The organism is Diaminobutyricimonas sp. LJ205, assembly GCF_009755725.1.
GTDB lineage: Bacteria > Actinomycetota > Actinomycetes > Actinomycetales > Microbacteriaceae > Ruicaihuangia.
Map to the genome: position 1 here is coordinate 285596 of NZ_CP046619.1, position 19158 is coordinate 304753.

The following is a 19158-nucleotide window of genomic DNA, read 5'->3' on the forward strand; positions in this document are numbered from 1 at the left end:
GGCGGACAGGGGCAGCAGACACCGGTCAGCCCCGCAAGATGTCCCGAAATCTCGGGACAGCAATCACCTGACAAGGGGACACCCGACCTGCCACGATGGTCGCTGTGACGGGGCACCCGAGGAAGCGCACCGCCGCGCGACCGGTCGCCGTTGTCGTGCTCACGCTGGCGCTGTGCCTCGGCATCGCCGCGGTCGCCTGCGACGTGATCATCGCCCGGCTCGGCGAAGAGGCCGCGGTGGCGCCCGGCTGGACCGGTGGCCTGCCCGGCATCGCGCTTGCCACGACCGGAGCCATCCTGCTCTGGCGGTTGCCGTGGCATCCGATCGCCTGCATTCTGCTGTTCTTCGGGGCGGCGCAGACGTTCTTCGGATTCTGCGCAGGATGGGTCAATATCGCGGCGATCGCATGGCGCGAAGCGCCGCTGGTCGATGTGGCCTTCCTGACGGTGCAGCAGGTGTCGGGGCTCACCTTGCTCGCCATCCCGCTGGTTCTCGTGATCTTCCCTGACGGTCGCCTGCCCAGGCGGCCACTGCTGCGCGGCATCGGTGTACTCGCGATCGCGCTGTCGGTTCCTCCCATGGTCGTGCTGCAGGTGAGTCCGCCGCTCGAATCGTGGAAGACCTTCGGCAATCCGGACTGGCGGGTGCTTCGCTGGGCACAGTACGACTGGGGCATCCCGCTGCCGGACGGCGTCTGGCCGACGATTGCGCGAGTCGCCGTCGCGTGCATGCTCACCGGGGTCGCGCTTGCCGCGGTGGTACTCGCCGGCCGCTTCGTCGGCGCCCACCGAGAAGAACGCCAGCAGCTGCGCTGGATGGTCTGGGGTGGCGCCCTGTTCAGCAGTGGCGTGGTGATCGGCTATCTGCTGCTGCCGTACTACATCGGGCAAGGGCTCATCGTGTTCGGCACTTTCGTGACCTGCTGGGCGATCCTCGTCGCTGTCACGCGGTACCGGCTTTACAGCATCGACCGGCTGATCAGCTGGACGTTTGTCTACGTGATTCTGATCGTCAGCGTGATCGCGGTCGACCTGGCGCTGGTCGCGCTGATTGGCCAGCTGGTCGGTGAACAGATGCTGGCCGCCGCCTCGATGGTGGTCGTGTTCGCGGTGTACGCGCCGATTCGCGAGCGCCTGCTCGGGTGGGTCAGCCGGGTGGTGAACGGGCGCCGTGCCGACCCATACGGGGTGATGTCATCGCTGTCGCACCGACTCGAGGACGCGGTCGATCCGGATGACCAACTCATGCACATCGCCCGGTCGCTGGCGCGCACCTTCGCCTCACCGTTCGTGCGGGTGACCATCGAGCAGACCGACGGTCGTCGCCTGGTGGCGACGCATGGCGAGCCGGTGGGATCGGCCGCGGTGATGCCGCTGACCTACCGCGGCGAGGTGATCGGCAGGCTGGAACTCGCCGAGGGCAGGCGGCCGCGGATGTCGGAACGTGACGAGCGGCTGCTCGCCGACCTGGTACGGCAGGCGGCCGCTGCCGTCCGTGCGACCGTGCTCAGCCAGGAATTGCAGGCGATCCGCGAACAGCTCGTGCGGGCGCGGGAAGCTGAGCGGCTGCGGTTGCGCCGCGACCTGCACGACGGGCTGGGTCCCGCGCTGGCCGCGGTCAGTCTGCGGCTGCAGGCGGCGCAGAACGTGCTCGACAGCGACCCATCGAGCGCTCGGACCCTGCTGGATTCGGCGGCCGCGGATGTCTCTGACGCGGTAGCCGACATCCGCCGGCTCACTCACGACCTGCGTCCGCCGGCGCTTGACGATGTCGGTCTCGTGCGCGCGGCCGTGCAGCAGTGCGAGCGGTTCGGAGCGGTCCTTGAGGTGGACGGGGTTCCTGAGGTACTGCCACCCGCGGTCGAGGTCGCCGCCTACCGGGTGCTCAGCGAGGCGCTGACCAACGTCAGCCGGCACGCGTCGGCGTCGCACATCACGGTCGCGCTGCGCGGCGAGCCCGGACGGTTGCTCGTGGAAGTCGCCGACGACGGACGCGGGATCGGCGAAGCCGCGGTGATGGGGGTCGGCTTGAAATCGATGCATGAGCGTGCCGAGGAACTCGGCGGAACGCTCACGGTGACCGCGCGCCCGGCCGGGGGAACCCTCGTGCGGGCGTGGCTGCCGATGGCGGAGGAGAGGGCCTGTGTCTGAGATCCGGATCGTGCTCGTCGACGACCACCCCGTGTTCCGGGAGGGTCTCGCGGTTCTGCTCGGCTCGATCGACGGTCTGCACGTCGTCGCGACCGCAAGCGATGGCCGCTCCGCGATCGATGTCGTCGCCGCCGAATCCCCGGACGTCGTGGTCATGGACGTGCAGATGCCCGGGATGGACGGCATCGAGGCGACGCGGCGTATCGCCGAGGCGCATCCGGGCATCGGCGTTGTGATGCTCACCATGTCTGAGGACGACGGCACCGTGTTCCAGGCCATGCGGGTCGGTGCTCGCGGCTATCTGCTGAAGGGTGCCGGGCAGGACGACATCTCGCGCGCCATCCGTGCCGTCGCCGCCGGGGACGCGGTGTTCGGTCCGTCCCTGGCCAGCCGAATCGCGGAGTTCTTCGCGCGGGCGAGCGCTCCCCAGGCTGCCGCCTTTCCGCAGCTGACCGCGCGGGAGCGCGAGATTCTCGAGCTGATCGCGGCCGGCCGCAGCAACCCGCAGATCGCCGAGGCGCTCTACCTGTCGCCGAAGACTGTGCGGAACAATGTGTCGAACATCTTCGCGAAGCTGCAGGTTGCCGGCCGTGCGGAGGCTGCCGCGGTGGCCCGCGACGCGGGCCTCGGTTGATACGCCCCTCAACCAACAGGGGACTGGCATGAAGGATCCCCAACATGGCAGGATCTAGATGGATGTCGCGTTCCTGCCGCTGGCATAGTTGACGCGTGACCACCACTCTCGCCCCCGCGAAAGCACCCGGCCTCGGCGTGCTCCGCGCGTCGTCCCTCTACATCGCGTCCGTTCTCGGCAGCGGAATCCTCGTGCTGCCCGCGCTCGCCGCGAGCGCTGCCGGACCCGCTTCTCTGGTCGGCGTTGCCGCGGTGCTGCTGCTGTCGGTGCCGCTGGCCGGCACCTTCGCCGCACTCGCTGCGCGCTATCCGGACGCCGGGGGAGTCGCCACCTTCGTGCGCCGTGCCCTGGGCGCCACCGCCGCGCGCACCGCCGGCTACTGGTTCTACTTCGGCGTGAGCATCGGCGCCCCGATCGTCGGTGTGCTCGGCGCCGAATACGTCGTCGCCCTGCTCGGCGCCGACCGGGGCTGGGTCGGAGTGGTTGCGCTGGCGATCCTCGTGCCGCCGTTCCTCGCCAACAGTTTCGGCGTGCGGGTCTCCGGCAGCGTGCAGTTCGCTCTCACCGCAGCCCTGCTGGTGCTGGTGATCGGAGTGGTCGCCCTGGCCGCCCCGGCCACCGACCCCGCGAACTTCAGCCCGTTCGCGCCGCACGGCTGGGCGCCGGTCGCCACCGTGATCAGCCTGTTTGTCTGGGCCTTCGCCGGCTGGGGCGGTCACCCATATCGCGGCCGAGTTCCGCAATCCGCGTCGCACCATCCCGCTCGCCACCGGGATCGCGATCGTCGTGGTCGGCGCCGCGTACCTTGCCCTGCAGGTGGTCACGGTCGGCGTGCTCGGCGACCGTGCTGGTCAGAGCACCGTGCCGCTCGTCGACCTGATCGCCGTCACGGCTCCTGGCGTGGGGCCGTTGATCGTCGCTGTGGTCGCCGGGCTGGTTTCGGTCGGTGTGCTGAACACCTATCTGGCGGCCTTCTCGAAGCTGGGGGCATCCCTGGGTCGTGATGGCGACCTGCCGGCGTTCCTCGCCCGCGGTGCCGAAAGCGGCGGAGTGCCCCGCCGGTCGCTCGCGGTCGTCGCTGTGCTCACCGGCGTGAACTTCACCTTGCTGGCGGTGAGCGGCTTCACGCTGACCCCGTTCATCCTGGTGCAGACCAGTTCGATCGTCGGCGTCTATGCCCTCGGGGTGGTGGCGGCGCTCCGGTTGCTCGACCGGTTCAGCCTCGGCTGGTGGTTCGCCGCGATTTCGGTGCTGCTCGTCGGCGGGCTCGCCGTGCTGGCCGGTCCCAATCTCGCGCTCGCGGCGAACCTCGCGGTCGCGGCGGTCATCGTCGGTATCGTGCAGAGACGCCGGATGCCTCGCGCCCCGGTTCTCGAGGAGGCAGTGTGACCGAGTACCGAGCGCATTTCGACGCCGCGGTGTACTTCAGCAATGGCGGATCGCTCAGCGCGGACGGATTCCGGATCGACCTGCCGGGGCCCGACGCGGACGAGAAGCTGGTCGGACGACTCTTCGTGCAGCACCTGGGGTTGGCCCTGGTCGGCGGTATCGACATCCGGAACCTCACGGTCCACGCAGAGGCCCATCGCGGCACGCGCTGGATCGAGACATCCGCCCCCGGCCCGAGGACCGATCGGCTGGTGGAACTGAGCCACGTCATCCAGAAGGGCCTGGTCACCTATCCCGGGCTGCCGGCGCCGGTGTTCACCCCACACCTGACGCGCGAGCAGTCCACCGAGAAGTACGCCGAGGGCACCCAGTTCGCGATGGACCTGATCACGATGATCGGCAACACCGGCACTTATCTGGACAGCCCGTTCCACCGCTACGCCGATGGTGCGGATCTCGCCGGCCTGCCGCTGGACAGCCTGGTCGACCTGCCGGCCGAAGTGTTCCACCTGCACGACGCCGCCGATCGGGGAATTCCGGCATCCGTCTTCTACGACCGCGATGTCGCCGGCCGTGCGGTGCTGCTGCACACCGGCTGGGATCGGCACTTCGGCACACCGGAGTATGGCCGCGGCGCTTCGTTCCTCACCGGAAGCGGGGCCCGCTACCTGGTCGAACAGGGCGCTGTCCTCGTCGGCATCGACTCGCTGAACCTCGATGACACCGAGTCCGGCGGCGAGCGTCCGGCGCACACCGAACTGCTGGCCGCGGGCGTGCACGTCGTCGAGCACCTCACCGGGCTTGGCGAGCTGCCGCCATCCGGTAGCCGCTTCACCGCGACGCCGCCACGGATCGAGTCGTTCGGCACGTTCCCGGTGCGCGCCTACGCACGCATCGGGAATTGACGGGCGCCGAGCGTCGCTAGGCGCGTCCGGCTGCACGGCGGGTCCGCCGCGAGAGCGAGTCGATGATCACTGCGAGCAGCAGCACCGCGCCGGTGATCATGTACCGGATCGACGAGTCGAGGTTGAGCAGGGTCAGTCCGGATGAGATCGAGCCGATCACCAGAACACCGAGCAGAGCCGAGAACGCCGATCCGCGTCCACCGAAGAGGCTGGCGCCACCGATGACCGCGGCCGCGATGGCGTTCAGGTTGGTGTCGCCACCGCCGGAGCCCTGGTTCGCCGCCGCGAGTCGGGCCGCCGCCATCAGCCCGCCAAGCGCCGCGAACGTGGAGCAGAGGATGAACACCGACAGGTAGACGCGTCTCACCTTGATGCCCGAACGCCGGGCAGCCTCAACGCTGCCGCCGACCGCGTAGACCGACCGTCCCCAGCGGGTGCGGGTGAGGAAGAAGTTCATCACCACGACCAGGGCCAGGAACAGCAGGAACATGAGCGCGACGCCACGCGTGAGGTTGAGATACCACGCCGAGACGCCGAGCAGCACGAGCAGCAGACCGCAGCGCACCGCGATGGCGGTCACCGACAGCGCGGAGAGGTTCGCCGACCGTCGTCGACGCGCCGCGTAGAGCAGTTCGGCCCCATAGATCAGCACCGCGACTACAACGAGAACGTACGACAGCCACGCAGGCAGGGCCATCTGCTGCGCGAACTGCACGATCCACGAGTCGAACGGAATGTTGATCGAGCCGGTATCGCCGAGTACCCACAGCTGCAATCCGAGGAAGGACAGCAACCCGGCCAGGGTGATTACGAAGCTCGGCACACCGAACTGGACGTAGAGGAACCCGTAGAGCAGGCCGATCAGCAGTCCGACGACGAGCGCGGTCACAATCGACAGGGGCAGCGGCCAGCCCAGTTGCACAAAACTCACCGCGAGAATCGCTGAGGACAGGCCGGACACCGAGCCGACCGACAGGTCGATCTCGCCTAGCAGGAGGACCAGCACGATGCCGATCGAAATCGTGCCGACGGCGGCGATCTGCAGCGTGAGGTTGAACAGGTTGGTACTCGACAGGAAATTCGGGTTCAGGAACTGGAACACCGCCCAGATGATGATGAGCCCGATGATCACCGGGAGCGACCCGAGGTCGCCGGTACGAATCCGGTTGACCGTGGCGCGGAGCCAGGGACGGAACCCGGTCTGTTGAATCAGCCGTTCGTCCTGCAGGTCGGCGGCGACCGAGCTGCCCGTCTCATCCGGGGTGGTCTTGATGCTCATGAGATGTCCTCCGTCGGTGCGGTGGAACTCGGATTCACTCGGGACGCGGCACGGCGAGTGACCACGTTGTCGGTGGCGCCGGTGATCGCCGCGATGATGTCTTCGCTGGTGACATCCGCCACCCGGAACTCGCCGTTGTTCCGACCGAGCCGGAGCACGACGACACGGTCGGCCACGGCCATCACGTCGGCCATGTTGTGGCTGATCAGGATGACGCCGAGGCCACGCTCGCGCAACCGCTCGACCAGGTTGAGCACCTCAGCCGTCTGCGCCACGCCGAGCGCGGCAGTCGGCTCATCGAGGATGACAATGCGCGGCTCGCCGATCAGCGACCGGGCGATCGCGACCGTCTGCCGCTGCCCGCCGGAGAGCGAGGCCACCGGCACGCGCACCGAGGGGATCTTCGCACTCAGCTCCCGCAGCAACGACCACGAGCGCTGCTCCATCTCCACCTCGTCGAGCTGTCCGCTCTTGGTGAGTTCACGGCCGAGCCAGAGATTTCCGACCACGTCGAGGTTGTCGCACAGGGCAAGATCCTGGAACACGGTGGCGATGCCCAAACCGATGGCAGCCGACGGGGTGGGAATCGAGACCCGAGTGCCGTTGAAGGCGATCGTTCCGCCGTCTTGCGGATGCACGCCCGCCAGCACTTTGATCAGGGTCGACTTGCCGGCGCCGTTGTCGCCGACAATGGCAACCACCTCGCCCGGGTTGACGTCCATCTCGATGTCGGAGAGCGCTTGCACGGCGCCGAAGCGCTTGCCGATGCCGTGCAACGACAGCAGATGTTCGCGCTCGGCCGTCGTGTCGGCTTCGGTGGGGGACAGCATTGTCATGGTTGATCCCTAGGCCTTCATACTTGCGCCAGCGGACGACCGACACCCCGTCAGGTCGCCGGTCGTCCACCTTGCTCGATTACTGGATGCCGGCAGCGGCGCAGGCGTCCGCGTACTCGGCGGTGCAGATGTCGTCGACGGTGACGTATTCGTCCGCGATGAGGGTGTCCATGATGTTGTCCACGGTCACGACGACGGGCGTCAGCAGGGTCGTCGGCACGCCGTCGGTGTCGGTGTCGCCCTCGACGGTTTCCCCATTCGCGAGCTTCACGGCAACCTCTGCCGCGAGTTCCGCTTCGGCCTTGTACGCCTTGTAAACGGTCATGAACTGATCGCCGGCGACGATTCGCTGAATCGCCGACAGTTCGGCGTCCTGCCCGGTGACCACAGGCCACGGATCGATATTCGCGGCCTTCATTGCCGCGACAGCTCCGCCTGCGGTGCCATCATTCGCGGCATAGACGCCGGCGATCTGCCCGCTGAACTGGGTCAGTTGGCCGGCGACCCACTCCTGGGCACGGTCCGGGCTCCAGTCCGGGGTGTCATATTCGGCGAGCACGGTGAAGTCGCTCGAGTCGATGACGCTGTGCGCGCCCTCCTTGAACAGTTTCGCGTTGCCGTCGGTGGGGGCACCGTTGACCATCAGCACGCCGCCCGTGGCGCCGTCTTCGGTGAGCTTGTCGACCAGCGCCTGACCCTGCAGGTTGCCGACCTGCTCGTTGTCGAACGAGATGTAGTAGTCCAGATCCGGGCTGTTGATCAGGCGGTCATAGGAGACCACAGGCACGTCCTGGGCCTTGGCTGCGTTGACGATGCTGACGGCTGCGTCCGCGTCGACCGGGTCGAGCACCATCACTGCTATGCCAGATGCGAGCGCCGACTCGGCCTGTTGCTGCTGTTTCGCGGCGTCCTGGTCGGCGTTGGAGTAAAGCACTTCGTAATCGCCCAGTTCGGCGATCTTGTCTTCAAACAGCGGACGGTCGTACGCCTCGTAGCGCGTGGTCTTCGATTCGGGCAGGAGCAGGGCAATCTTCGCTCCGGAACCGTCTCCGCCGCCTCCCTCGCCGCCGCCTCCGTCACCATTGTTGGCGCATGCGGTGAGCGAACCCATAGTGAATAGTGCGCCGATACCGAGGAACGTGAGGGTCTTGGTGGTTCTCTTCATTGAGCTGCCTCTCGCTGCGGACCGCCCCCGTTGGCGGCGATTCCGAGTGTGTCACCGGCCCCCTATGCCGTCAAGGCTTGAACACAAGAGCCGATCAACCGAGATTCAAGCGTTAGCCTCTGAACGCAGCGCTTCCGCCGGCCCGGATGCGCGCAGCGGGACAGGTGCCCCGAACTCCATGCTCTCGATGGCGAGCCCCAGCGCACCGACGAGTTCCGCGCGTTCGCCGTGGATGGCGGGCACCACCTCGGGCACGCCTGACTCGCCGATCAGCACCGACCGTTCCAGCGCGTGGCGGAGCGGCGCCAGCAGCGTCTCGCCTGCCTCTGCCAGCTCGCCACCGACCACAATCCGCTGCGGGTCGAACAGGTTCGCGAGGCTCGCGGCGGCGATGCCGATGTGCCTCCCGGCGTCGGCGATCGCACGTTGGCAGCCGGCATCGCCATCTGCGGCCCGCTGCACGAGATCATGCAAACGATGGATGCTCGGGTCGCTTCGGAACAGCTCGAGCAGGGCAGGAGCCGCGGCGAGGGTTTCGAGGCATCCGCGGCTGCCACACCGGCAGATCGGGCCGTTCTCGTCAATCGTGACGTGACCGATCTGCCCGGCCTTGCCGCTCGCGCCGCGGAATGGACGGCCGCCGATGACCAATCCCGCGCTGATCAGATGGCCGACGCGGATGTAGACGAACTCGCCGATGCCGCGTGCCGCGCCGGACTGCGCCTCGGCTCTGGCGCCGAGGTTGGCTTCGCTGTCGACGAAGACCGGGCGTCCGGTGCGCGACTGGAAGGCTTCGGCGACCGGTACCGCCTCCCAGCCGCGCAACAGCCCGCGGGCGCCGATCTCGCCGGTGGCCGGGTTGATTGGCGCAGGCAAGCCGAGGCCGATCGCCAACACCTCGTCCAGGGATGCACCGACCCGGTCGAGCATGTCGGTGAGCATGAGCGACGCCCGATCGAGTTCGGCGTCGTGGCGGAGATCGAGCGCGAGCGGCATATGGTGCTCGGCGACGACGGTGCCCGCGACATCCGCCACCGCGATGCGCAGCTGCCGCGTTGAGAAGTGCAGGCCGGCGACCAGGCCGAGCCGTCTGGCAAGAGTCACCTCGGTCGCGCGGCGTCCGCTGCGGGACGTGAAGGAGGTGTGTAGGAGGCCCGAGCCGGTCAGCTCCTTGACGATGTTCGACACCGTGGCGGGGGACAGACCGGTGACGCCGGCGAGCTCCACCTGGGTGAGTCGACCGTGCAGCCGGAGGGCGTCAACGATCCTCGTACGGTTGGCTTCACGCAATGAAGTTTGCGAACCAGGAGTGCGCCGCGGGCTCGTCACGAGGGAAACGATACACTTCGGCCGCTTCTCGCCGAGCTGAACGATCTCAGCTGTGTCGCCCGGCAAACGCGCGGAGCTCCTGAGGAGGATAGGAGCTCCGCGCGGCTGCTGCTAGAAGGTGATGACGGTGCGCGCGATGGCGCCCTTGCGCAGCTCGTCGTAGCCCTCGTTGATCTCCTCAAGCGGGATCGTCTGTGCGACAAGGTCATCGAGGTTGTAGCGGCCCTGCAGGTACAGGTCGGCGTAGACGGGAATGTCCAGCTTGAAGTTGGTGGAGCCCATGTAGACGCCTCGCAGGCTCTTCTGGCCCATGATCAGGTCGGACATCGGGTCGATGTCGAGGCGGGTGCCGGGCTTCTGCATCCCGATCAGGTACGCGCCGCCACCGGTGCCGAGGATCTGAACAGCCTGCTCGGCTGTCGACTTCAAGCCGATGACCTCGAACGCGTGGTCGACTCCGTCGCCGCCGGTGATCGCGCGAACCGCTGCGACAACATCGTCAACCTCGTTCGGGTTGATGGTGTCTGTTGCGCCGAACTTCTTGGCCAGTTCGAGTTTTCCGGGCTGCAGGTCGATCGCGATGACGCGGCGGGCGCCGGCGAGTGCTGCACCCTGCAAGGCGCTGAGGCCGACGCCTCCGCAGCCGATGACGGCAACCGTGTCGCCGACGCGAACCTGAGCGGTGTTGATTGCCGCTCCGGCACCGGTGACAACGCCGCAGCCGAGCAGCGCGGCCTTGTCGAACGGAATGTCCTTGTTGACCGCCACGATGTTGTTCTCGTGAGCGAGCACCTGCTCGGCGAATCCGCCGAGGTCGGAGAACTGCACGACTGGCGTGCCATCACGGGTGAGCCGCGGCGGCTGGGCCTCGGTGCGCTGAGTCTCCTGCCGGTTGCGGCACTCGTAGGACTTTCCCGCCGCACACTTGTCGCAGTGGCCGCAGTGGCTGACCAGACAACCGACGACGTGATCACCAAGCGCGAACTCGGTGACGTCGGGGCCGATGGCCGTGACGATTCCGGCGATCTCATGGCCGAGGATGCTCGGCATCGGGAAGCCGAAGTCGTTCTCGGCGACGTGGAGGTCGCTGTGGCACAGGCCACTCGCCTTCACCTGGACGAGTACCTCGCGGCCGATCGGATCTGCGATCTGAACATCCTGGATGACGAATTTCTCGCCTACCGCTTCGAGGACTGCTGCCTTCATTGTTGTTCTCCAATTCCCGCCGGCTCGGCGGAACTCACGGGTCGCCTAGGGCGCGTTCCGTGAGTCTAAGCAACAACTGTCGTTTATACAACAACTGTTGTTTAGTCAAGCCACCAGGCTGGGAGAGTCGCGAGCACCGTATCCACCAGTTCGTCCTGGCTGATGCGCGGATCCTGGAGCCAGGTTTCGATCGCTCCCACCAAGCCGTGGGCCACGAACTGCGAGGCGACAGCATGGTTGGGCAGGTCGGGTGGGCGTAGGCGGGCGAGGATCTGCTGGAGCGATTCCGCGAAGTGAGCGCAGAGCGCGTGGTGCATGACGGTGTCACCGGTGTCTTGAAGCACCAGCCGGTAGATGCCCTCGAAGCGCAGGATGTGCTCGACCACTCCGGTTATGCCGACTCTGATCACATCTTCGGAGGTGAGATCCGCCCGAGCCGCGAGTTCAGCTTCGCGTGTACGCAAGTGGTCGAGGTCGGCGTTCAGTGCGGCAACGAGGGCGGCGGTGGGGCTCGAAAAGTGGCTGTAGAAGGTTGCCCGGTTGATGCCGGCGCGGGTCGTGACATCCGTCACCGACACCTGCGAGATGGGCGACTCTGAGGCCACTTCGAGGATTGCCGCCCTGAGTGCCGCGAGAGTGCGCTCGCTCCGGGCGTCTGCCATCGTGAGTCCCCAATCGACCGCGAGACAGCCTACTCGCACGGCGTTAGTCTCGGACCAGCGCCACGAGGCGACTTGTGAGAGGCACGACCATGACGGAAACAAGCACCGACTACCGCGGCTCAGGACTCGAGTTTCCCGCAGGCTTCGTGATCGGGTCGGCAACCGCGTCGTACCAGATTGAGGGCGCAGTCGACGAGGATGGCCGCGGGCCGTCGATCTGGGATGTGTTCAGCCGCACCCCGGGGAAGGTACATCAAGGCGACACCGGGGATGTCGCGGATGACCACTACCACCGGCTGGACGCCGACCTTGATCTGATGGCCCGACTCGGGCTCGAGGCGTACCGGTTCTCGATCGCCTGGCCGAGGATTCAGGCGCGCGGTTCGGGCAAGGCGAACCAGAAGGGCCTTGCCTTCTACGAACGTCTCGTCGACGGGCTGCTGACCCGAGGCATCCGACCGATTGCCACGCTGTATCACTGGGATCTGCCGTATGCGCTTGAGGACGTGGGCGGATGGACCAACCGCGACACCGCGTACCGGTTCGCCGAGTATGCGCATTTGGTCGGGGACCGGCTCGGCGATCGGGTGCACACCTGGACCACGTTGAATGAGCCGTGGTGCTCGGCCTACCTCGGGTACGCCTCGGGCGTGCACGCGCCCGGTCGCACCGAACCCGCCGCCGCGCTGACCGCGGTGCACCACCTCAATCTGGCGCACGGGCTCGCGATCCAGGCCCTGCGGCCGACGGTGAAGAGTGACGCCCTCTTCTCGGTGACTCTCAATCTGCACGTCATCCGGGGCGATGACGACACCTCGCCGGAGGCGATCCGGCGCATCGACGCGCTCGGCAATCGGGCCTTCACCGGGCCGATGCTGCGCGGCGAGTACCCGAGCGACCTGCTCGCAGATACCGCGAAAATTACCGATTGGTCGTTCGTTCGGCCCGGCGATCTCGAGCAGATCCATCAGAGCATTGACGTGCTCGGCGTCAACTACTACTCCACCCAGACGGTGAAGTTGTGGGATGGCTCCTCCCCACGGTCGCGCGCCGACGGCCACGGAGGCGGAGCGTCGCCCTGGCCCGGCGCCGACGACGTCGAGTTCCTCGACCAGCCAGGACCGTACACGGCGATGGGCTGGAACATCGCCCCGGATGGGCTGGAGGAGCTGCTCGTCAGTCTCTCCGAACAGTTCCCGGATCTGCCGCTGATGATCACCGAGAACGGTGCCGCGTTCGACGACGAGGTGCGCGAAGGCCGGGTCCGCGACCCGCTCCGGGTGGACTACCTGATCCGGCACTTCACGGCCGCGCACCGGGCCATGGCGCGCGGTGTCGACCTGCGTGGCTACCTGGTCTGGTCACTGCTCGACAACTTCGAGTGGAGCTACGGGTATTCGAAGCGGTTCGGCATCGTCTATGTCGACTACGAAACCCAAGAGCGCACGGTGAAGGACAGTGGGCACTGGCTGACGGAACTGATTCGCACGCGGCGGCTGCCCGAGTACCGAGGTGGCCGGCAGTAGCGTGTCTGCATGACCCAGAGCGCGCCCCGGGCACGGAAGGTTACCCGGCGCTGGCCGTGGATCAGCGGACTCGTGCTGATCGCGCTGGTGCTGGCCGGCGGTGCACTACTCGCTGCTCGCACGTCGAATCTGGTCGACGACGGGTGGATGGAGGAGATCCTCGAGAACCGCAGTCCGGTCTGGGAGGTGCCCGCCCTGCTGCTGAACTTTCTCGGCGGCGGCTGGTTCGCAAGTTTCGTCGTGCCGCTCGTCATCATCGGGGCGCTGTGCCTCGTCAGACGATTCTGGGCGGCGCTGTACTTCTCGGTCACGGCGCTGTTATCGGTCGCGGCAGTGCAACTGCTGAAGTCGATCTTTGGCCGGGCGCGGCCGGTGGAGATGCTGGTCACCTCGGACTTCGGCTCGTTCCCATCTGGCCATGTGGCGAATGCGGCGACCATCGCCACAGCGCTTGCGCTGATCTTCAGCCGGGCCTGGGTCTGGTGGGTCGGTGTCGTGTACGTCGTGGCGATGATGCTCAGCCGCACCTATCTCGGTGCGCACTGGCTGACCGACACCATTGGCGGTCTGCTGCTCGGCGCGGCGGTCGCGGTGATGGTCTGGGCGCCGTTCGCCGAACGCCTGCAACAGGAGGCCCAACGGAAGCGGTTACTGCTCTGGCGTCGTGCGGATGTCGCGCGGTAGCGTCTGCCAATGCGCATACTTCTCGTGGGTGCTGGTGGCGTCGGTGATGCGATCGCGAAGATCGCAGCCCGCCGAGACTTCTTTGAGCTGATGGTGGTGAGCGACTACGACCCGGGCCGGGCCGAGCGCACCATCGCCTGGATCGAGGCCAAGCATGGGCCGCAGAACCGTCGGTTCGTCGCGGCGAAGGTGGACGCATCCGACCCCGACAGCGTCGCCCGCCTCGCCCGCGAGCACAACGTCACCCACGTGATGAACGCCGTGGAACCGAAGTTCGTGCCCACCGTGTTCTCCGGCGCGCTCGCGGCCGGCGCGAACTACCTCGACATGGCGATGAGCCTGTCCGAACCGCATCCCGCCGACCCGTTCACTCGCACCGGGATCAAACTTGGCGACGACCAGTTCGAGCAGGCGCCCGACTGGGAGACCGCCGGTCGGCTGGCGCTGGTCGGCATGGGCGTCGAACCCGGCCTCTCTGACGTCTTCGCCCGGTACGCGGCCGATCACCTGTTCAGCCAGATCGACGAGCTCGGCACCCGCGACGGCGCCAACCTCGTCGTGCGCGACGATGCGGGCAACGAGATCTTCGCGCCATCCTTCAGCATCTGGACCACGATCGAGGAATGCCTGAACCCGCCGGTGGTCTGGGAAAAAGAACGCGGCTGGTTCACCACCGCGCCGTTCTCGGATCCGGAGACCTTCGTCTTCCCGGAGGGCATCGGCCCGGTCGAATGCGTGAACGTCGAACACGAGGAGGTGCTGCTGATGCCGCGCTACCTCGACGCCAACCGGGTGACCTTCAAATACGGGCTGGGCGACGAGTTCATCGGCATCCTGAAGACGCTGCACCAGCTGGGGCTGGACTCGACCAGTCCGGTCCGGGTGCGCTCGGCGGCCGGCCCGGTCGAGGTTGCGCCGCGGGACGTGGTCGCCGCCGCCCTGCCGGATCCGGCGAGCATCGGGCCGCGGATGACCGGGAAGACCTGTGCTGGTGTGTGGGTGACCGGCCTCGGCACCGACGGGCGACCGCGCGAGGTGTACCTGTACCACGTCAGCGACAACGAGTGGACGATGGCCGAGTACGAATCCCAGTGCGTGGTCTGGCAGACCGCGCTGAACCCGGTGATCGCGCTCGAGCTGCTGGCCACGGGGGTGTGGTCGGGAATCGGCGTGCACGGCCCGGAGGCGTTCGACGCCCAGCCGTTCCTCGAGTTGATGGCGCGACCGATCGCCGACGGCGGATACGGCCAGGCCTGGGGACTGGAGGACCGGCTCGGTAGCGTGAGCGCATGACGGATGCGGCGGCCGCAGTCGAGGCGGCGAAGAAGGCGCTCGAAGAAGCTCAGCAGGCGCTGAAGGCTGCCGAGGAGGCAGCACGCCGCTCGGCCGCCCCGCCGGTCGAGCCTGCCGAGGCGGTCTCGACAGGCTCGACCAACGGAATGGGCTCGGCCAACGGAATGGGCTCGACCAGCGGAGGACCCCTCAGCGCTGAGCAGGTGGAAACCATCCGAGCCGGTTACGCGTTCGAAGCGCCCGCCCTCGAGATGGGCGCGCTGGTCAATGGGGAAGCGCTCGCCGACGTGCCGGTGCGCATCCCGATCGCGATGACCAACCGGCACGGCCTCGTTGCCGGCGCCACCGGCACCGGAAAGACGAAGACCCTGCAGGTGCTCGCCGAGCAGCTCAGCGCGAACGGGGTTCCGGTGTTCGCCGCCGATATCAAGGGCGACCTGTCCGGCATCGCCAGCGCGGGTGAACCGAATGACAAACTGCTCGCCCGGACGCGGGGGATCGGTCAGGACTGGAGCCCGCAGGCCGCCCCGACCGAGTACTACAGTCTCGGCGGCAAGGGCAGCGGCATCCCGATCCGGGCCACCGTGTCGAGCTTCGGCCCGTTGCTGCTGAGCAAGGTGCTGGGGCTGAACGAGACGCAGGAATCCAGTCTTGGCCTGGTGTTCCACTACGCCGACCAGGCCGGTCTGCCGCTGCTCGATCTGGCCGATTTGCGCGCAGTACTTGTCTATTTGACCGGCGACGAGGGCAAAGCCGAGCTCAAACAACTCGGTGGGCTGTCGAGCGCCACCGTGGGCGTCATCCTGCGTGAGCTGATCACCTTCGCCGACCAGGGCGCCGACGCGTTCTTCGGCGAGCCCGAGTTCGACACCGCCCACTTCCTGCGCACGGCAGCCGACGGCCGCGGCATCGTCAGCCTGCTCGAGGTGCCCAGCGTGCGCGACCAGCCGGCGCTGTTCTCCACCTTCCTGATGTGGCTGCTGGCCGACCTGTTCAACGACCTCCCCGAGGTCGGCGATACCGACAAGCCCAAGCTGGTGTTCTTCTTCGACGAGGCTCACCTGCTCTTCAGTGGTGCCTCGACGGACTTCATCACCCAGATCGTGCAGACCGTGCGGTTGATCCGGTCGAAGGGCGTCGGCATCTTCTTTGTCACCCAGACTCCGAAGGACGTGCCGAACGACGTGCTTGCGCAGCTCGGCAGCCGGGTGCAACACCAGTTGCGGGCGCACACCCCGGATGATGCCCAGGCGTTGCGCGCGACCGTGTCCACCTACCCGACCAGCGGCTACGAGCTGGAGGAGGTGCTCACCTCGCTCGCCACCGGCGAGGCGATCGTCACGGTGATGAACGAGAGAGGCGCGCCCAGCCCGGTCGCCTGGACGCGCATGCGGGCACCGCAAGGATCCATGGAGCCGACGGATGCCGCCGCCATTGCCGCGACCGTGAAGCAGAGCCCGCTGCTCGCCCAGTACGGCACCGCCTTCGACCGGGAGTCCGCCCGGGAGATCCTCGCCGCGCGGATGAACGCCGCGGCGGCCGCCGACGATGCCGAGCGTGCGCAGGAGGATGTCGCGAAGCAGGCCGCCGATCAGGCGAAAACGCAGGCCAAGGCGCAGGCGGACTACGAGAAGGCGCAGCGCGAGTGGGAGCAGGCCGAACGGCGTCGCACCTCACGGACCTCCACTACCCGGCGCACGACCAGCCGGCCGTCGAACCCGGCCGCTGACGTTCTCGGCTCCCAGCTCGGGAAGACCGTCGTCCGTGAAGTGCTGCGCGGCATCTTCGGAACGCTCAAGCGCCGGTAGCCGCTGCCGGCGTCAATGTCCAAGAGCTAGGGCGTCGCGGGGACGAGCCGCATTTGCCGCGGGTGAAGAACGGCGCAACGCAAACCTCAAGTAATCTCAGATTGGCAAGACACGCAGCGCTTTATCGACTTTGGAGATAACAGTCATGGAGCTTCGCCAGTTGCACTACTTCACCGTCGTCGCCGAGGAGCTCAGCTTCACTCAGGCTGCACGGCGGTTGCACGTCGCGCAGTCTTCGGTCTCGACGACGATCTCTGCACTCGAACGAGAGCTCAAGGTCATGCTCTTCGTGCGATCGACCCAGAAGGTCTCCCTCACCGAAGAGGGAGTCCATTTTCTGCGCGGCAGTCGGGAAGTCCTCTCGGCCGCGGAGCAGGCCCGTGAGGATGCCCAAGCCGCGAAATACGGGCTCGCCGGCAGGGTGCGTATCGCAATCATTCCGGTTCTGCTCAGGCGTGTTGTTGGGATGGCCAGCCAGTTCCATAAGGTCTACCCGAATGTCCTCCTGAGCCTGGTTGAAGTGGACGCCGATGGAGTGGCCGAGGCGGTCGCGCAGAGGAACCTCGACTTCGCTACCCTGCCGCTGGGCTCGCGCACTACCCCCGCGGGTGTGATGTCGCGCTCGATATTGCGCGAGGAATGCGTGGCGATCCTGCCTCCCGATTCTGGGGCGCCACCCGAGATCTCCCTGGCGGAGTTGGCCGAGTACGGTTTCATCGACTTCATTCCGAGCTGGGCCCTCCGACAGAGTGTCGATTCCACGTTTCGCGCCGCTCGGCTAACGCGCAACACGCGGTTCGAGGTGAGCGACGCACCGGTCGCCGTCGAGTTGGTGAAGGCGGGGCTGGGTGCCTCCATCCTTCCCGCCAGCGTCGCGACCCTGTTTTCGGGCGTCAGAGTCTCGAGGATCGCTGATTACAGACCCGAATGGAACGTCGTCCTGATCTGGCCGAAGGGGCCGATGCGGCCCGCGGTGAGGGAGTTGATGTCGATATTCCTTCGGTCGCTCCCCGCTGCTGAAAACAGATAATCGTGCATATTTAATAATACGAAACATGCCTGTAACATTTCCCGCTAACTTCGCGCTTTGTCGAGTCGGTCGGCGTCCTACAGTGTGAGCCAGCACCCAGCCCAGCAAGCGGTGCATTCCGAGTCGAAGGCGCCGATTGCTTCGGCTTACCCTGCAACCACAACCGAGGAGAGAGCATGTCGAAGCGCGCATATCTAACCCTGGTGGCGGCCTCCGCGCTGCTGCTGACGGCTTGTTCTGATGGCAGCGAACCTGGTCCCGCCGAGGGTCCCGCCGAGGGTCCCACCAAGGTGTCGATTGTCAGCGGCAACCAAAGCCCTGACGTCAGCACCTGGCAGGTCTACCTTCCGGAGATGCTGAAGTACTGGGAGGACGAGGGCCTGGATGTGACCGTCAACTACACCCAGGGCTCGCCTGCAGCCGTCCAGGGTCTCGTCGCCGGCCAAGCCGATTTCGCCTTCAGTACCTTGACTCCCGTGCTTGCCGCATCCAGTGACGGTGAGGATGTGCGCCCCGTTGTGAATCAGACGGTGATGGCCTGGCGGCTCGCCGTTCCGACCGACAGCGCCATCAAAGACCCCGGCGACCTCAAGGGAGCCAAGATCGGTCTGTTCGCGGCCGGCGCAGGTAGCCAGCCCTACCTCGAGAGATGGCTCACGGACGCCGGCATCGACATCCAGACGGACATCGAATACATCGTTACCGGTGGCGCGGCCGCGTCCTATGAAGCGCTGAAGAACGGCACCGTCGACGTCGCTTTCAGCTTCATCGACATGCTCGGCCAGATGGAGGCGCTGGGTGGCGAGTACCGCTACCTCGCCGACGACAAATGGCTGAAGATGCCCGACTACGGCCTTTCGACCAGTACGAAGATGATCAAGGACCGGGACACCCTTGTCGCCGTCTCTCGAGGCGTTGCAAAGGCGATGGTCTTCCTTACCGAGAATCCGCGCTGTGCAGCCGAGGTGTTCATGAAGACCCCGACTGGCATGGGTGGATCAGTTGACCAGTTCGAGGCAGCCCTTCGAGCTTCTGCAAAGCAGGCCAAGGCCTCCTTCGACAGTCAGGGCACCGGATACTGGGGATTCGTAGAGCCAAGTCGACTCCAGGCGGCAATCGACCTTCAGCTTGACCTGGGCCTCATCTCGAAGAAGCTCGATGCAAAAGCCATGGTCCCGGGCGATCTTGAACTGGCCAAGGCCGTCAATGACTTCGACGCCGACGAGATCCGCGCGGCAGCTCGCGCATGTGACCTTGGGTAG

16 protein-coding genes and 1 pseudogene are annotated in these 19158 nt (G+C 66.7%); 11 read left to right on the plus strand and 6 right to left on the minus strand.

What is annotated here, in order from left to right; genetic code table 11:
• Nucleotides 1-104 precede the first annotated feature (104 nt).
• From GO591_RS01475 to GO591_RS01490, 5 genes and pseudogenes are all read left to right on the plus strand, one after another.
• Nucleotides 105-2150, plus strand: a complete 2046-nt coding sequence (locus GO591_RS01475) for a sensor histidine kinase (RefSeq protein WP_167137048.1) — start codon at nucleotides 105-107, stop codon at nucleotides 2148-2150.
• Nucleotides 2143-2784 (plus strand): response regulator transcription factor, encoded by a 642-nt coding sequence (locus tag GO591_RS01480; RefSeq protein WP_157155183.1) that lies wholly within the window; start codon nucleotides 2143-2145, stop codon nucleotides 2782-2784. The genes GO591_RS01475 and GO591_RS01480 overlap by 8 nt, the downstream gene beginning before the upstream one ends.
• Before the next feature lie 191 nt (nucleotides 2785-2975).
• Nucleotides 2976-3437, plus strand: a pseudogene (locus tag GO591_RS16100) (amino acid permease); the annotation flags it as partial.
• Between the two features lie 34 nt (nucleotides 3438-3471).
• Nucleotides 3472-4173 (plus strand): amino acid permease, encoded by a 702-nt coding sequence (locus GO591_RS16105; protein WP_370455320.1) that lies wholly within the window; start codon nucleotides 3472-3474, stop codon nucleotides 4171-4173.
• The gene (locus GO591_RS01490) at nucleotides 4170-5078 is read left to right on the plus strand and encodes a cyclase family protein (protein WP_157155184.1); all 909 of its coding nucleotides are present in this window, start codon (nucleotides 4170-4172) and stop codon (nucleotides 5076-5078) included. Before GO591_RS16105 ends, GO591_RS01490 begins: the two co-directional genes overlap by 4 nt.
• 16 nt (nucleotides 5079-5094) lie before the next feature.
• On the opposite strand, the gene GO591_RS01495 is transcribed toward GO591_RS01490, so the two are convergent.
• The 6 genes from GO591_RS01495 to GO591_RS01520 all read right to left on the minus strand — a co-directional run bounded on the left by GO591_RS01495 (nucleotide 5095) and on the right by GO591_RS01520 (nucleotide 11555).
• Nucleotides 5095-6357 (minus strand): sugar ABC transporter permease, encoded by a 1263-nt coding sequence (locus GO591_RS01495; RefSeq protein ID WP_157155185.1) that lies wholly within the window; start codon nucleotides 6355-6357, stop codon nucleotides 5095-5097.
• Complete coding sequence (locus GO591_RS01500) at nucleotides 6354-7193, minus strand: ATP-binding cassette domain-containing protein (protein ID WP_157155186.1); 840 nt, start codon at nucleotides 7191-7193, stop codon at nucleotides 6354-6356. The genes GO591_RS01495 and GO591_RS01500 overlap by 4 nt, the downstream gene beginning before the upstream one ends.
• Nucleotides 7194-7272: 79 nt before the next feature.
• Nucleotides 7273-8358, minus strand: a complete 1086-nt coding sequence (locus tag GO591_RS01505; RefSeq protein ID WP_157155187.1) for a sugar ABC transporter substrate-binding protein — start codon at nucleotides 8356-8358, stop codon at nucleotides 7273-7275.
• A 105-nt stretch (nucleotides 8359-8463) separates the two neighbouring features.
• On the minus strand, nucleotides 8464-9648 hold the full coding sequence (locus GO591_RS01510; RefSeq protein WP_232466233.1) for an ROK family transcriptional regulator: 1185 nt from the start codon (nucleotides 9646-9648) through the stop codon (nucleotides 8464-8466).
• 150 nt (nucleotides 9649-9798) lie between these two features.
• Complete coding sequence (locus tag GO591_RS01515) at nucleotides 9799-10893, minus strand: Zn-dependent alcohol dehydrogenase (RefSeq protein ID WP_157155189.1); 1095 nt, start codon at nucleotides 10891-10893, stop codon at nucleotides 9799-9801.
• A gap of 101 nt (nucleotides 10894-10994) precedes the next feature.
• The gene (locus GO591_RS01520; protein WP_157155190.1) at nucleotides 10995-11555 is read right to left on the minus strand and encodes a TetR/AcrR family transcriptional regulator; all 561 of its coding nucleotides are present in this window, start codon (nucleotides 11553-11555) and stop codon (nucleotides 10995-10997) included.
• A gap of 89 nt (nucleotides 11556-11644) precedes the next feature.
• On the opposite strand from GO591_RS01520, the gene GO591_RS01525 reads away from it, so the two are divergent.
• The 6 genes from GO591_RS01525 to GO591_RS01550 all read left to right on the plus strand — a co-directional run bounded on the left by GO591_RS01525 (nucleotide 11645) and on the right by GO591_RS01550 (nucleotide 19158).
• Entirely contained in the window at nucleotides 11645-13081 is a 1437-nt protein-coding gene (locus GO591_RS01525; RefSeq protein WP_157155191.1) for a GH1 family beta-glucosidase, read from the plus strand.
• 9 nt (nucleotides 13082-13090) lie between these two features.
• Nucleotides 13091-13765, plus strand: coding sequence for a phosphatase PAP2 family protein (locus GO591_RS01530; protein ID WP_157155192.1), 675 nt, complete (start codon nucleotides 13091-13093; stop codon nucleotides 13763-13765).
• 9 nt (nucleotides 13766-13774) lie between these two features.
• Entirely contained in the window at nucleotides 13775-15058 is a 1284-nt protein-coding gene (locus GO591_RS01535) for a saccharopine dehydrogenase family protein (protein WP_157155193.1), read from the plus strand.
• On the plus strand, nucleotides 15055-16866 hold the full coding sequence (locus GO591_RS01540; RefSeq protein WP_157155194.1) for a helicase HerA-like domain-containing protein: 1812 nt from the start codon (nucleotides 15055-15057) through the stop codon (nucleotides 16864-16866). Before GO591_RS01535 ends, GO591_RS01540 begins: the two co-directional genes overlap by 4 nt.
• Nucleotides 16867-17011: 145 nt before the next feature.
• Nucleotides 17012-17896, plus strand: a complete 885-nt coding sequence (locus GO591_RS01545) for a LysR family transcriptional regulator (RefSeq protein ID WP_157155195.1) — start codon at nucleotides 17012-17014, stop codon at nucleotides 17894-17896.
• Between the two features lie 176 nt (nucleotides 17897-18072).
• The gene (locus GO591_RS01550; protein ID WP_157155196.1) at nucleotides 18073-19158 is read left to right on the plus strand and encodes an ABC transporter substrate-binding protein; all 1086 of its coding nucleotides are present in this window, start codon (nucleotides 18073-18075) and stop codon (nucleotides 19156-19158) included.

Excerpts from the sequence above, each read along its gene's own strand:
- GO591_RS01525 (WP_157155191.1), top strand. The coding sequence starts at position 11,645 with ATGACGGAAACAAGCACCGACTACCGCGGCTCAGGACTCGAGTTTCCC.
- GO591_RS01515 (WP_157155189.1), bottom strand. The coding sequence starts at position 10,893 with ATGAAGGCAGCAGTCCTCGAAGCGGTAGGCGAGAAATTCGTCATCCAG.
- GO591_RS01520 (WP_157155190.1), bottom strand. The coding sequence starts at position 11,555 with ATGGCAGACGCCCGGAGCGAGCGCACTCTCGCGGCACTCAGGGCGGCA.
- GO591_RS01495 (WP_157155185.1), bottom strand. The coding sequence starts at position 6,357 with ATGAGCATCAAGACCACCCCGGATGAGACGGGCAGCTCGGTCGCCGCC.
- GO591_RS01540 (WP_157155194.1), top strand. The coding sequence starts at position 15,055 with ATGACGGATGCGGCGGCCGCAGTCGAGGCGGCGAAGAAGGCGCTCGAA.
- GO591_RS01530 (WP_157155192.1), top strand. The coding sequence starts at position 13,091 with ATGACCCAGAGCGCGCCCCGGGCACGGAAGGTTACCCGGCGCTGGCCG.
- GO591_RS01505 (WP_157155187.1), bottom strand. The coding sequence starts at position 8,358 with ATGAAGAGAACCACCAAGACCCTCACGTTCCTCGGTATCGGCGCACTA.
- GO591_RS01545 (WP_157155195.1), top strand. The coding sequence starts at position 17,012 with ATGGAGCTTCGCCAGTTGCACTACTTCACCGTCGTCGCCGAGGAGCTC.
- GO591_RS01500 (WP_157155186.1), bottom strand. The coding sequence starts at position 7,193 with ATGACAATGCTGTCCCCCACCGAAGCCGACACGACGGCCGAGCGCGAA.
- GO591_RS01550 (WP_157155196.1), top strand. The coding sequence starts at position 18,073 with ATGTCGAAGCGCGCATATCTAACCCTGGTGGCGGCCTCCGCGCTGCTG.
- GO591_RS01535 (WP_157155193.1), top strand. The coding sequence starts at position 13,775 with ATGCGCATACTTCTCGTGGGTGCTGGTGGCGTCGGTGATGCGATCGCG.